The sequence below is a fragment of the Pseudogemmobacter humi genome (assembly GCF_900609055.1).
GTDB lineage: Bacteria > Pseudomonadota > Alphaproteobacteria > Rhodobacterales > Rhodobacteraceae > Pseudogemmobacter > Pseudogemmobacter humi.
The window spans coordinates 271985-284755 of the sequence record NZ_UXAW01000051.1 but is presented as its reverse complement, the minus strand read 5'-3'; the positions used below and the strand labels follow the sequence as shown (position 1 = coordinate 284755).

General features: G+C 69.3%; 10 protein-coding genes. 4 read left to right on the top strand and 6 right to left on the bottom strand.

Features of this window, described 5'->3' with window-relative positions; translation table 11 throughout:
- Window positions 1-3: 3 nt before the first annotated feature.
- Window positions 4-1314, bottom strand: a complete 1311-nt coding sequence (locus XINFAN_RS07560; RefSeq protein WP_160144563.1) for a S1C family serine protease — start codon at window positions 1312-1314, stop codon at window positions 4-6.
- A gap of 230 nt (window positions 1315-1544) precedes the next feature.
- On the opposite strand from XINFAN_RS07560, the gene XINFAN_RS07555 reads away from it, so the two are divergent.
- Both XINFAN_RS07555 and XINFAN_RS07550 read left to right on the top strand, forming a co-directional pair.
- Window positions 1545-2159, top strand: coding sequence for a hypothetical protein (locus tag XINFAN_RS07555; RefSeq protein ID WP_124085875.1), 615 nt, complete (start codon window positions 1545-1547; stop codon window positions 2157-2159).
- An 8-nt stretch (window positions 2160-2167) separates the two neighbouring features.
- Window positions 2168-4288 carry a caspase family protein gene (locus XINFAN_RS07550; protein ID WP_124085874.1) on the top strand — a complete coding sequence of 707 codons (2121 nt, stop codon included), beginning with the start codon at window positions 2168-2170 and terminating at the stop codon, window positions 4286-4288.
- 51 nt (window positions 4289-4339) lie between these two features.
- Here XINFAN_RS07550 and XINFAN_RS07545 read toward each other — a convergent pair whose 3' ends face one another.
- The 3 genes from XINFAN_RS07545 to XINFAN_RS07535 all read right to left on the bottom strand — a co-directional run bounded on the left by XINFAN_RS07545 (window position 4340) and on the right by XINFAN_RS07535 (window position 7687).
- Complete coding sequence (locus XINFAN_RS07545) at window positions 4340-4552, bottom strand: hypothetical protein (RefSeq protein WP_160144562.1); 213 nt, start codon at window positions 4550-4552, stop codon at window positions 4340-4342.
- Window positions 4553-5504: 952 nt separating this feature from the next.
- Window positions 5505-6908, bottom strand: coding sequence for an FAD-binding oxidoreductase (locus XINFAN_RS07540; protein WP_124085872.1), 1404 nt, complete (start codon window positions 6906-6908; stop codon window positions 5505-5507).
- 80 nt (window positions 6909-6988) lie between these two features.
- Window positions 6989-7687 (bottom strand): arylesterase, encoded by a 699-nt coding sequence (locus XINFAN_RS07535; RefSeq protein WP_124085871.1) that lies wholly within the window; start codon window positions 7685-7687, stop codon window positions 6989-6991.
- Between XINFAN_RS07535 and XINFAN_RS07530 the strand changes: the two genes are divergently transcribed.
- Both XINFAN_RS07530 and XINFAN_RS07525 read left to right on the top strand, forming a co-directional pair.
- Window positions 7686-8369, top strand: coding sequence for an ABC transporter ATP-binding protein (locus tag XINFAN_RS07530; protein WP_124085870.1), 684 nt, complete (start codon window positions 7686-7688; stop codon window positions 8367-8369). The two genes, XINFAN_RS07535 and XINFAN_RS07530, sit on opposite strands and share 2 nt — an antisense overlap.
- Window positions 8366-10873: an ABC transporter permease gene (locus tag XINFAN_RS07525; protein WP_124085869.1), complete on the top strand. Its 2508-nt coding sequence runs from the start codon at window positions 8366-8368 to the stop codon at window positions 10871-10873. The genes XINFAN_RS07530 and XINFAN_RS07525 overlap by 4 nt, the downstream gene beginning before the upstream one ends.
- A gap of 6 nt (window positions 10874-10879) precedes the next feature.
- Here the strand turns inward: XINFAN_RS07525 and XINFAN_RS07520 are convergent, their stop codons facing one another.
- Both XINFAN_RS07520 and hemC read right to left on the bottom strand, forming a co-directional pair.
- The gene (locus XINFAN_RS07520; RefSeq protein ID WP_124085868.1) at window positions 10880-11614 is read right to left on the bottom strand and encodes a BUD32 family EKC/KEOPS complex subunit; all 735 of its coding nucleotides are present in this window, start codon (window positions 11612-11614) and stop codon (window positions 10880-10882) included.
- A gap of 70 nt (window positions 11615-11684) precedes the next feature.
- A complete protein-coding gene (gene hemC, locus XINFAN_RS07515) occupies window positions 11685-12629 on the bottom strand; it encodes a hydroxymethylbilane synthase (protein WP_124085867.1) in 945 nt (314 codons plus the stop codon).
- Window positions 12630-12771: the final 142 nt, after the last annotated feature.

Below are 12771 nucleotides of genomic sequence, written 5' to 3'. Positions count from 1 at the left end.
GGTTCAGAACACCACGACCGCCGGGTCAAGCACATTCGCGCCGCCCACCGGGCGCGGGCCGCTCTGGCTGCCCCAGGGATCGAGCCAGAGATGCCGGGTCGCGCCCCCCGGCGCCTGGACCAGCAAAATCACCGGCCCGGTGATTTCCAGCGCGGCGAGGCCAGCGTCATCCGCCCCCGCGCCGTTCACCGCAAGAATGCGGTCGCCGCGGCTCAGCCCGGCCAGCGCCGCGGGCGAGCCGGTGGTCAGCGCATCGACGCGGCCCTCTTCGGCCAGCACCACGCCGAGCGCGCCCAGCCGGTAGCTGCGGATGCGTTCCGGCTCGGCCCCGGCAGAGGAGATATCGCGCAGCTTCAGCCCCGGCACCGCCACCTCTTCGGGCGGCGCGAAGCTCATCGCCAGATCCAGCCGGTCCCCCGCCCGCGCGACCGTCAGCCCGGCACCGCCCGCATGCAGCGCCGCTTCCAGCGCGAAGACGAAGGCGCCGGGCTCGCTCAGACCCACGCCATCGACCGCCAGGATGATGTCGCCGGCGCGCAGGCCCGCCCCCTCGGCAAGGCCGCCTTTGGTCACCGCATCGACCAGCAGCCCCTCGGCCGGCACGCCCAGCACTTCGGCCAGTTTGCGATCCACCGGCCGCGCGTTCAGCCCGAGTTTCGGAAAAGCGGGCAGCGTCTCGTCGATCAGCCCCCCGACGATGCGGCTCAGATCCGTGGCGGCGATGGCATAGGCGATGCCGACGAACATCCGGCTGCCGTCGGCGATCTGGCTGTTCATGCCCATCAGCCGCCCCTCTGCATCGACCAGCGGCCCGCCCGACGACCCAGGATTGACCGCCGCGTCATGCTGCAAGAGCCGCAGGGGCACCGAAACATCGACCTGGCGCGCCATGGCGGAAACCCGCCCCTCGGTCAGGGTGAACTCGGCCCCGAGCGGCGCCCCGAGCGCGAAAACCTCAAGCCCGAGGGTCGCGGCCTGGTCCGAGGGCACAAGGCCACGGCGCGGTTTGCCGTCGGGTCCGGGGCCGACCGCGATCACCGCCACATCGCGCACCGGATCGGTGGCGATCACCGTGCCGGTCTCCTCGTTCCCGTAACGGTCGGTCAGGCGGACCTCTTCATGATCGCCCACCACATGGGCGTTGGTGACGGCGACCAGCGCCTCCTCGCCCCAGAGAAAGGCCGAGCCGAGGAAAAGATCGCCGGAATCGAGGCTGCGCACCACCAGCACCGCATCCATCGTCTGGTCCAGCGCAGTGCGCTCGGGTGCGGGCGTTTCCGCCCGCACCGTCGCCGTCATCAATGTCCAGGTCATCAGAAATGCCACGGTGAAAAATCGGAGACGGAATCGCGCCGAACCAGTGGCGCGGGGCCTGTAAAATGCAGACATTCTCGGTGCTTCCTTCGGGTTACTGCCCTGGCGCCGAACCTGGACCTTCGGCGCCGGCAGGTCACATGACAAATCCGGTCATCGGGAAATTGCACGTTTACAGCCCGCAGCCCTCGCCCCATCCTGTCGCCAGTCAGATAAACCGGAGCCCCCGCATGCGCAGATGCCTGCTTATCGCCGCCCTGGTCGGTGGCGCCGCCGCGCCCGGGTTTGCCGACGGGCCGACGCCTCTGCGCCAGGCGGCGATCTCGGCCGGGCTTTACGCCCGGGGCCTGGAGGCAGGCGATCCGCTGCTGATCCTCGCCGCCGCGCAATTGCGCAAGGCGCTCGACATGCAGCCTCTGGGCGGCGAAGCCCTGCCCGGGGCCCCCGGCCCGGCGGGCTGGGAGGCGATGATCGAAGACGCGCTGGCGCTGACCGCCGCGGACGACCCCCTGCGCGATCTGGCCGAGGATATCGCGGCCCAGGCCTGGAAAGGGGTGATCTCCGGCCCGGTCTACCGGATCGAGGCCCTTGGCGCCGGGGATGAGGCACGGCTGGCCGACCTCTCGTTCCGCGGCGGCGACTATGCCGAAGTCTATGCCGAAGCCGCGCCCGGCACCGATCTGAACCTTTCGATCCTCGACGATCAGGGGCGGCTGGTCTGCGCCGACAGCCATCCCTCGCATGTCGCCTATTGCGGCTGGACCCCGGCCGAGGACGGCCATTTCACCCTTGTCGTGGAAAACCGCGGCACTTCCGAAACCCATTACGCTTTGATGACGAACTGAGGCTTTCCATGGCACAGAAGACGCTCCGCTCCCTGCTTCTCGGCACCGCGCTCGGGCTTTTGGCGCTGCCGGCCTTCGCGCGCGAGAATTACGCTTTGCTGATCGGGGCCAGCGATTATCAGAACATCGACAAGCGCTGGTCCCTCAAGGGGCCGAAGAACGATATGGAACTGGTCTCGACCTGGCTGCTGGAACAGTCGCCGGTTCCCTTCGCGCCGGAAAACGTCACCGTGCTGACCGACGGGCGCGAGGATGCCGACACCGCCACCCTGGCGAATATCCGCGCCGCGGTGGCCGATCTGACCGCGAAGGTCGGCCCCGGCGATTTCGTCTATCTGCATCTGGCGGGCCATGGCACCCGCGCCCCCGCGCTCGACCCCGAGACCGAGCCGGACGGGCTGGACGAGCTGTTCCTGCCGGTCGACATCGGCACCTGGAACAACCAGATCGGCACGGTCGAGAACGCGCTGGTCGATGACGAGATCGGCGCCATGCTGGACGGGCTGCGGATGAAGGGCGCCGATATCTGGATCGTGTTCGACAGCTGCCATTCCGGCACCGCCACCCGCGCGCTGGAAACCGACGACGAGGTGGTGATGCGCCAGCTCGACCCCTCGGCGCTCGGCATCACCGAGGAAATGCTCGACGCCGCCAGCGACGGCGCCGCCAGCCGCGGCGTGGGGGGCGAGGATCCGCGCGTCTCAGAATCCGTCTCGTTCCTGCCCGAAACCCCGGCCACGCCGGCGGGCGATGTGACGCCCGGCAGCCTCGTCGCCTTCTACGCCGCGCAGAGCACCGAGATGACGCCCGAGATGCGCCTGCCGCGCGGCAAGCCCGACCGCAAGAACCAGGGCGTCTTCACCTTCACCCTGTTCGAGACGCTGGCCGAATATCCCGGCGCCACCTATGGCCAGGTCGCGCAGGAGGTGTTGCGCAAATATTCCACCCGCAATCTGGCGAAAACCACGCCGTTGTTCGAGGGCGATCTCGACCGCGTGGTCTTCGGCGGCGAGCCGGGCGAGCGGGTCTCGCAATGGCCTGCCGCCGTGACGGAGAGCGGCTTCACCCTGAACGCGGGCACGCTGCATGGCCTCGCTGAGGGCACCGAGCTTGCGGTGATGGCGACACCGGCGGACGAGACCGCGCAGGCGCTCGGCTATGTCCGCGTGACCTCGGCCGAGACCTTCACCGCCAGCGCCGCGCCGGTCGGGAAGGACGGCAAGACCCTGCCTGCCGATCTGCCCGAAGGGCTGTATCTGCGCCGGACCGATGCGGTGCTGGATTTCTCGCTGACCGTCGCCCTGCCGCCCGCGGGCAGCGCCCCCGCCGACGTGCTCCTGGCGGCGCTGGACGAGCTGAAAGAGGTTTCCGGTCCGCGTCTGAACTTCGTCGATGCCGGGGTGGCGGCGGATCTGGCGCTGGCGGTGCTGCCCGAAAGCGACGATCCGGATGCGATCTGGATCCTGCCCGGCACCGGCCTCGCCGGCGATCTCTCGGGCACGCCGAAGGTGGCGACCGGCGGCCTTGCGCCGGGCGATCTGGCGGAAAACCTGCATGAGAAGCTGGCGGCGATTTCCAGGGCGGTCAATCTGATGAAACTGGGCGAGGCGCTCGGCCCGGTCGCGCTGGATGTGGATGTGCAGCTTCAGACCCGCTCGCCCGACCAGCCGGTGCTGCGCGGCCTCGATCTGACGCCGGTTCCGACCCTCGTCACCAATGACGAGGTGCATGTGCTGGCGAAGAACAACATGGACATCCCGGTCGATGTGAACGTGCTTTATGTCGGGGCGGATTACTCGATCACCCATTTCTACTCGGGCCGCCTGCATCCCGGCGACGAGCTGAAGAAGGGCCTGTTCGCCATCGGCGGCGAGAACATGGGCCAGGAGCGGCTGCTGATCGTGATGACCCCCGCCGGCGCCCACAGCAAGGTCGAGGATCTGAGCTATCTGGAACAGGAGGCGGTGCGCAGCCTGGACACCGGCGGCATGAGCGGCATGAACGCCGCCCTGCTCGACGCCGGTTTCGGCGAGGGCACCCGCGGCGCGGTGGCGCTGTCGGACGACGGCGCGGCGGCGGGCCCTGCGCCTGCGATCCTCCAGGTGGAACTGCGCACAAAGGCCCAATAACAGGCGTCCGGCGGCAGGGACGCTGGCTCGCCTCTGCGGCCACAGACCGGATCAGCGGTCCGGGCAGGGACGCTCCAGCCAGGCGCGATCCTTCAGGCGGGGATCTTCGCGGTTCAGGCCGCTCCAGGACGGAAGGAACGGCCATTTGCCGCCATCGTGCAAAAGACCCGGCCCTGTCACCTCGGCATGATATCCGTTGCAGCTTTTGGGGCCATAGAGCAATCCGCCGGGCGCGTGGAGGGCGGGATGATCGCGGTGATCCACCTGCTCCCCCGTCTGGTTGTCGAACAAAGCCCCCCTTTCCTACCGAAAGTGGCATGACGAACAGGAAGCGGTCATCGAAGCAAATGAATTCCACATCGTCGTGCAGCACGGTGCGGCGGTCGGCCGACAGGACGGTGCTGTTCCCCCGGATGACGAAACCATTGGGAAGAACCATCTCCATCGGCCTTTTCAGGACAAATATCCCGATCGCGAATAATCCTGCGATGGCCATCACCACCAGAAATCTGCCTCTTATGGATCAACCACCCCTCTGAGGATCAACGAACTCGCTGATCTCGCGCTCTGCGAATACCCCGGCAGAAAAGGATGGGGTCCACCCTCCGGTGATCTCCTAAGGATCGCCCCCGGCTTCGATGCCGATATCGAGAAGATCCTCGAAAATGTCCCGGAACGTGAACCGGCTTTCCCCCGAAATACGCAGGATCTACCCCTGTGGCGTCACGCTGCCGGTGAACCTCCCGCAGACAGAGCCCCCTCCGTGAGCAAATTCGATGTCGCCAAAATCATATGCGAAATCGCCATGTCGGTGTGTCCGAACGGGCGGAAATTCCTGCATGATATGGTAAGCGAATTCCGTCTCGCCGGTGACATAAGGGACGGCCTCGCAGCTGCATCCCTGGTCCGAGCCCGGATGGCCCGTATCCGGGGGCGAGGGCCGGTCGAACAGCGCCCGTCATTGGCGCGATGCGAGGGGCCCGTGCCAGCTGCGCCAGACGGCATTGCCCCCCGGGCGAGGCCTGTTTCCCCCCAGGCCGGATCGGTGTTCCCTGCGCAGGTATGCGACAAAGGATCTGTGATATGCGTCCTTCCTGCTGATGATCACTCCGGCCCCCGATCTGAACCCGGGTTATCCTGCGAGGCCATCGAAATTTCGCTAACCGCGCATCCGCAACCGGCACCTGCCCTGATAAGCTGAATCCAGTGCGTGCCCCTACGGGATCACCTTCCCCGGGTTCATCCGCCCCCCGGGGTCCAGCGCCGCCTTGACCGCGCGCATCACGTCCAGCGCGACCGGATCCTTGCGCCGCCGCATCGACGGCAGTTTCGACAGGCCGATCCCGTGTTCGGCCGAGAAGCTGCCGCCAAGCTCCGCCACCAGATCCTCGACCGTTTCCATCACCGCCTGCTCCAGCCCCTCGCGGGTGGGATAGACCGAGAAATGCAGATTGCCGTCGCCCAGATGCCCCACGGTGATCGTGCGCGCACCCGGATCCAGCGCGTCCAGCCGGGCGGCGGCGGCGGTCAGGAACCTGTCCACCCGGTCGACCGGCAGGCAGATGTCGGTGTCGACATAGGGGGCAAGGCCCTGGCAGATCTCGGCCGCCGCCTCGCGCCGCGCCCAGATCGCCCTCCGGCTCGCCTCGGAGGTGGCGATCACCGCGTCCCCGATCAGCCCCTCCTCCAGCATGGCGCCCAGCACTTCCTCCAGCTTCGTGACCAGCGGCACCGCGCCGTCGGGGCCGGGGCGGGCCTCGTCCTCCGAAGTGGTCGCGGCCTCGATCAGGATCGTGACCCCGGGGATCTCCGCGAAGGGCTGGCCCAGATCGGGGCGCACCTCGGCAAGGCGGCGGGCGTAATCGGCGGGCATCAGCTCGAAGGCCTCGACGCGGCCGCCGGTCGCCTCCTGCATCCGGTTCAAAAGGGCAAGCGCCTGCGGCAGTGCGCGCGCGGCAACAACCGCGGTCGCATGGGCGCGCGGCGCCGGCACCAGCTTCATCACCGCCGCCGTGATGATCCCCAAAGTCCCCTCGGCGCCGATGAAAAGCTGTTTCAGATCGTAGCCGGAATTGTCCTTGTGCAATTCGCTCATCAGGTTCAGCACCCGGCCATCGGCCAGCACCACCTCCAGCCCGAGGCACAGCCCCCGCGTCGAGCCGTAGCGCAACACGTTCGAACCGCCCGCATTGGTCGAAAGCGCGCCGCCCAGCATCGCCGAGCCGCGCGCGCCGAACCAGAGCGGGAAGTAAAGGCCCAGGTCCTCGGCCGCCTCGTGGATCTTTTGCAGCACCACCCCGGCCTCGGCGATCACCAGCCGGGCGTCGAGACGGATCTCGCGGATGCGGTTCATGCGCTCCAGGCTGACCAGCAGCCCGCCCTCGGTCATGGTGCCGCCGACAAGGCCGGTGTTGCCGCCGATCGGCACCACGGCCACGCCCGCGCGGGCGGCAAGCGTCACGCAGGCCGCGACCCCGGCGGTCGAGGCGGGCCGCGCGACCGCCAGCGGATGGCCGATGTAATGCCCCATCCAGTCGCGACCGTAGCGCAAAGCATCATCGCCGGTCAGCACATGCTCGGCCCCGAGCGCCGCCCTCAGTTCCTCAAGAAATTCCGTCATCGCCCGCTCCGGTCTTTCATCCTGACCCAAATACCCCCGCCGGAGGCATCCCCGGCCAGCAACCCGCCGCCCGGTCTCCGCTACTGTCGCGCCCGTGCCGCCAGTTCCAGCACAGCAGGGCCAAGCGCCTCTGCGATCAGCTTCACCCCTTCGGCGTTCGGATGGATGCCGTCGCCCTGCATCCAGCGCGCCAGCGCCGCCGGATCGGACGGGTCCGCCCCCGCCGCAGTCAGGCCCTGAAAGAACCCGTCATACAAAAGCGCATCATATTCTTCCGCCAGTTCGACATAAAGCGCGTCGAAGTCGCGTTTATAATCCGGCCCCCAGTTCGCGGGCGCCTTCATCGCGACCAGCAGCACCGGCAAATCCCGCCCCCGCGCGGCGCGCAGAATACCGTCGAGATTGGCCCGCACCTCGGCCGCCGGGATGCCGCGCAGCATGTCGTTGCCGCCCAGCGTGACCATCAGCGCATCGGCGCCGTCCCCAAGCGCCCAGTCCACCCGCGACAGCCCTCCGGCGGTGGTGTCGCCCGAGACGCCCGCATTCCCGATCACCACGCCCGCGCCCTGCGCATCGAGCCAGGCCTGGAGCTGCGGCACCAGCCCCTCGCCCTCGTTCAGCCCGTAGCCCGCGGTCAGACTGTCGCCCAAAGCGACGATCTTCACCGCCTCCTCTGCGAAAACCGGAAAAACCGGCAGAATCAACGCAATCGTGAGGTTGCGGAGCGCGCGCAATGCGCCATATCCCCCCTGTGTCGCCCGTTTCAGGAAGTTCCGCATGTCCGATTCCGTCCTTTCGCTCGCCGGTGTTCATCTGACGCTTCAGGGAAACGCCGGCCCGGTCGGGATCCTGCGGGGCATCTCGCTTGAGGTCAACCGGGGCGAGACGCTGGCGCTGACCGGCCCCTCGGGGTCGGGCAAATCCTCGCTCCTGATGCTGATGGGCGGGCTGGAGCGCGCGACGCAAGGCAGCGTGCAAGCCCTCGGCCAGGACCTCGGCGCGATGAACGAGGATCAGCTCGCGCGGTTCCGCCGCGCGAATATGGGCGTGGTGTTCCAGTCCTTCCACCTGATCCCCAATATGACCGCGCTGGAAAACGTCGCGCTGCCGCTGGAACTCGGCGGCGAGAAGGACGCCTTCCCCCGCGCTCGGGCGGAACTTGAGGCCGTGGGCCTCGGCGCGCGCACCGATCACTATCCGGCGCAGCTTTCGGGGGGCGAGCAGCAGCGGGTCGCACTGGCCCGCGCCATCGCGCCGCGCCCGGCGCTGCTGCTGGCGGACGAGCCGACCGGCAACCTCGACGGCGCAAACGGTCAGGCGATCATGGATCTCTTGTTTTCGTTGCGCGACCGGCACGGGGCGACGCTGGTGATGGTGACGCATGCCCCCGAACTCGCCGCCCGCTGCGACCGCGTGGTGCGGCTGACCGACGGGCAACTCGCCACGGAACGCGCCGCATGAGCCTTGCCTTCCGCATCGCCCGCAGGGAACTGCGCGGGGGTCTGAAAGACCTGCGCGTCTTCCTGATCTGCCTCGCGCTCGGGGTCGCCGCCATCGCGGGCGTGGGCACGCTGCGCGCCTCGATCCAGGCCGGGCTGGCCGATCAGGGCAGCGTGCTTCTGGGCGGCGATGCCGAGATGCGCTTCACCTACCGCTTCGCTTCCGGGGACGAGCGCGCCTTCATGGCGGGCGCGGCGGAAAGGGTATCGGAGATCGTCGATTTCCGCTCGATGGCGCTGACCGAAACTGACCAGGCGCTGACCCAACTGAAGGCGGTGGACGGGCTCTGGCCGCTTTACGGCGCGGCGGTGCTGGACCCCGCGATGCCGCTCTCCGAGGCGCTGGCGGGCGAAGGCGGCCTGCCCGGCGCGGTGATGGACCCGATCCTGATCGAGCGGCTGGAGCTGGCCCCGGGCGACCGCTTCCGGCTGGGCACCCAGGAATTCGTGCTGATGGCCGCGCTGCTGGAAGAGCCCGACAACGGCGCCGACAGTTTCTCACTGGGACCGCGTACCCTGGTCGCCACCCCGGCGCTGGCCGGGTCCGGCCTGCTCTCCCCTGGCTCGCTGTTCGAGACCAAATACCGCCTCGCGCTGCCCCCCGGCAGCGATCTGGAGCGGCTGGAGGCCGAGGCCCGGCGGCAGTTCCGCGATGACGGCATGCGCTGGACCGACGCGCGCCGCCCCGCCCCGGGGATCGAGCGGTTCATCGACCGGATGGGCAGTTTCCTCGTCCTCGTCGGCCTTGCCGGGCTGGCGGTCGGCGGGGTGGGGATTTCGGCCGCGGTGCGGGCCTGGCTGCAAGGCAAGACCGCCACCATCGCCACGCTGAAAACGCTGGGCGCGCCGATGGGGCTGATCTTTGCCAGCTATCTGATCCAGGTCGGCTTTCTGACACTGATCGGCATCGCCATCGGCCTTGTCCTCGGCGCGGGCGTGCCGCTGATCGCCGCGCCCTGGATCGAGGCCTCGCTGCCCTTCCCGGCGAAGATCGGCGTCTCGCCCATGGCACTGACCGAGGCCGCCTTCTACGGCGCGCTGACGGCGCTGATCTTCACGCTGCTGCCGCTGGCGCGGGCCGAGCGCATCCGCGCCGCGGCGCTGTATCGCGGCGGCGCGGCGGGCTGGCCGCGCAGGCGGTGGATCCTCGCGCTCGTGGTGCTGGTGGTGGCTCTGGTCGCCACCGCCGTGATCACCTCGGGCATCCCGGAGCTGGCGCTCGGCACCGCCGGAGGCGTGCTGGCGGCGCTGGCCGTTCTGGCGCTGACGGCATGGGGACTGCGGCGGCTCGCCCGACGGCTCGCGCGCGGAGGGCTGGCACAGGGCCGCCCGGCCTTGCGCGCGGCGCTTGCGGCCATCGGCGGCCCGGGCAGCGAGGCGCTGCCGGTGGTGCTGTCCCTGGGCCTCGGCCTCTCGGTGCTGGCCGCCGTGGGCCAGATCGACGCCAATCTGCGCGCCGCCATCGACCGCGATCTGCCGACCCGGGCGCCCGCCTTCTTCTTCGTCGATATCCAGCCCGGCCAGATCGCGGCTTTCACGGAAAACGCCGAAGCCGACCCCGACGTCTCGCGCTACGAGACCGCGCCGATGCTGCGCGGCGTGGTCAGCCGGATCAACGACCGCCCCGCGCGCGAGGTTGCGGGCGATCACTGGGTGGTGCGCGGCGACCGCGGCGTCTCTTACGCCGGACCCCTGCCCGCGGGCACGAAACTCACCGCGGGCGAATGGTGGCCCGAGGGCTACCAGGGCGAGCCGCAGATCAGCCTCGCCGCCGCCGAAGCCGCGGAACTGGGCCTCGGCCCCGGCGACCGGCTGACGGTGAACATCCTGGGGCGCGAGATCACCGGCACGATCACCTCTTTGCGCGAGGTGGATTTCTCGAACGCCGGCATGGGATTCGTGATCGTGATGAACGAGGCGGCGCTGGCGGGCGCCCCGCATAGCCATATCGCCACGCTCTACGCCCCGCCCGAGGCCGAGGCCCGCATCCTGCGCGAGGTGACGCGGGAATGGCCGAACGTCACCGCGATCCGCATCCGCGAGGCGGTGGACCGGGTGAGCGAGGCCCTGTCCTCGATCGCCACCGCCACCGCCTGGGCGGCGGCGGGCACGCTCCTGACCGGCTTTGCGGTGCTGATCGGCACCGCCGCCGCGGGCGAGCGCGCCCGCAGCTACGAGGCGGCGCTGATGAAGGTGCTGGGCGCGACACGGCGGCGGATCCTGATGAGCTTCGCTTTGCGCGCAGCCTTCCTCGGCGCGGCGGCAGGCGCGGTCGCGGTCTTTGCCGGGACGGTCTCGGGCTGGGCGGTGATGCGTTTCGTGATGGAAAGCCCGTATCGGTTCGAGCCGGTCCCCGCGCTCGGCATCGTGCTGGGCGGCGTGGCGGCGACCCTGCTCGCCGGGCTGGTCTTCGCGGGCCGGTCGCTGCGGGTGAAACCGGCGCGGCTCCTCAGATCGCAGGACTGAGGGCGGTCAGGCAAACCGGCCGCACCGGAGCCGCCCGAGCGTCAGCGGCACGGCGCGCAATTCGCGGCTTTTCGGCCTGAAATGCGAAAGCGCGCGCGCAGGCGGGCCAAGCCAGCCAAGGCCGCAGGCAAGCCGCGAGACGCGCTTGCCCGCCCCGTCGGGGGCATTCGCGCTCCAGGCGGCAAGCGCGGCATCGAGCCAGCGGCTGTCCCTGGGCCAGCGCGAAAAGCAGCTTTGGGTGAAGATCACCACATCCAACGCCTGCCGAAAGCCACTGCGGCACGCCAGGGAAAACCGCTCCAGATCGATGAAACGGGCGGTGCATCCGTCCCAGCAGATGTCGCGCGGCGCGGGGCGGCCATGCGAAAGCCCCGCCCAGTGCAGCCGCGCCAGCGCCTTGCCCGCGGCGGCAAAGGCGGCCTCGCGGTCGGGGACCGGGCGGGCCTCATCACCGGCGATCTGTTCCAGCGTCGGCCCCGCATCGGGAAGCAGGAAGTAATCCGGCCCTTCCAGCAGGATCTTCGGCACCGGCAGCCCCTTGGCCGCAAGCGTTTTCAGCCCCTCGCGCTCGGCCTCGAACGCGCGTCGCGGATCGCCCTTCTGCAACCTGAGCCGCAGCGAAAGCTTCTCGACCCGTTTCAGCCAGAACGTCCCGCCCGCGGCAGAGCGCAGGCGCGAAATCCGTCCGGGACGATTGCGCAAAGCATCCTTCACCAGGTGCGAGAGGCCATTTCCGTTCATCTCCCCGCCCTTTCGGCAATAGTTTACCTGATCCTTCACGGATCCGGCGCGGGATACAAAACAGTTCGGTTCACTTTCCGGTGAAGAAATCCGCCGGAGCGCGGGAAAGCAGGCGGCGCGCCAGCGTCTCGCCAAGCGCAGCGCCTTCGGTCAGCGGACCGCGGATCTCGTCGCGGATCGCCTCGCTGCCGTCGGAGCGCAGGATCTCGCCCCGCAGCCAGAGCGTGTCGCCTTCCAGCAGCGCCAGCCCCGCGATCGGCGTCTGGCAGGAGCCGTCGAGCGTCAGCAGGAACGCCCGCTCTGCCGCCAGCCGCAGCCCGGTCTCGCGGTCGTGGATGCGCGAAAGCAGCGCAGCCACGCGGGCGTCAGTCTCGCGGCGCTCCACCCCGATGGCGCCCTGCGCCACCGCAGGCAGCATCTCTTCAGGCTCGATGGCCGAGCGCGCGACATCCTGCATGCCAAGCCGGGCCAGCCCCGCCATGGCGAGGAAGGTCGCATCCGCCACCCCCTCATCGAGCTTGCGCATCCGGGTCTGGACGTTGCCACGGAACTCGACCAGTTCCAGATCGGGCCGCACCAGCGCAAGCTGCGCGCGGCGGCGCAGGCTGGAGGAGCCGACCTTCGCCCCCTGTGGCAGATCGCGGATCGAGGCGTGGTTGCGGCTGACGAAGGCGTCGCGCACATCCGCGCGCGGCAGGTAGCAGTCCAGCACCAGCCCCTCGGGTTGCAGCGTCGGCATGTCCTTCATCGAATGGACCGCGATGTCGATCCCGCCGTCGGTCAGCGCCTCTTCGATCTCGCGGGTGAACAGACCCTTGCCGCCGATCTCGCGCAGGGCCTTGTCCTGAATCTGATCGCCGGTGACTTTGATGATCACCGTCTCGAACGCATCCTCGGGCAGATCCCAGGCCGCCATCAGCACCCGGCGCACCTCATGCGCCTGCCAGAGCGCCAGCGGCGAGCCACGGGTGCCGATCTTCAGGGGCGAGGCGGGGGTGGGCAGGGCATCGGTCATGCCCCGAGCGATAGCGAAGCGTGGCGGTTCTGGCAATGGCGCGCGGGCAGCGCCGCGGCGCGGCATCTGGCCGCCCTGGCGCCCGCGGCGCTTGACTTCGGCCCCCGCGCGCGGCACGGGGCCAGAGAGCGAGCGGAGGCCG

Bases quoted from the DNA above. Each gene is read 5' to 3' on its own strand.
- XINFAN_RS07560 (WP_160144563.1), bottom strand. From the start codon at position 1,314: ATGACCTGGACATTGATGACGGCGACGGTGCGGGCGGAAACGCCCGCA.
- XINFAN_RS07555 (WP_124085875.1), top strand. From the start codon at position 1,545: ATGCGCAGATGCCTGCTTATCGCCGCCCTGGTCGGTGGCGCCGCCGCG.
- XINFAN_RS07550 (WP_124085874.1), top strand. From the start codon at position 2,168: ATGGCACAGAAGACGCTCCGCTCCCTGCTTCTCGGCACCGCGCTCGGG.
- XINFAN_RS07540 (WP_124085872.1), bottom strand. From the start codon at position 6,908: ATGACGGAATTTCTTGAGGAACTGAGGGCGGCGCTCGGGGCCGAGCAT.
- XINFAN_RS07530 (WP_124085870.1), top strand. From the start codon at position 7,686: ATGTCCGATTCCGTCCTTTCGCTCGCCGGTGTTCATCTGACGCTTCAG.
- XINFAN_RS07535 (WP_124085871.1), bottom strand. From the start codon at position 7,687: ATGCGGAACTTCCTGAAACGGGCGACACAGGGGGGATATGGCGCATTG.
- XINFAN_RS07525 (WP_124085869.1), top strand. From the start codon at position 8,366: ATGAGCCTTGCCTTCCGCATCGCCCGCAGGGAACTGCGCGGGGGTCTG.
- XINFAN_RS07520 (WP_124085868.1), bottom strand. From the start codon at position 11,614: ATGAACGGAAATGGCCTCTCGCACCTGGTGAAGGATGCTTTGCGCAAT.
- hemC (WP_124085867.1), bottom strand. From the start codon at position 12,629: ATGACCGATGCCCTGCCCACCCCCGCCTCGCCCCTGAAGATCGGCACC.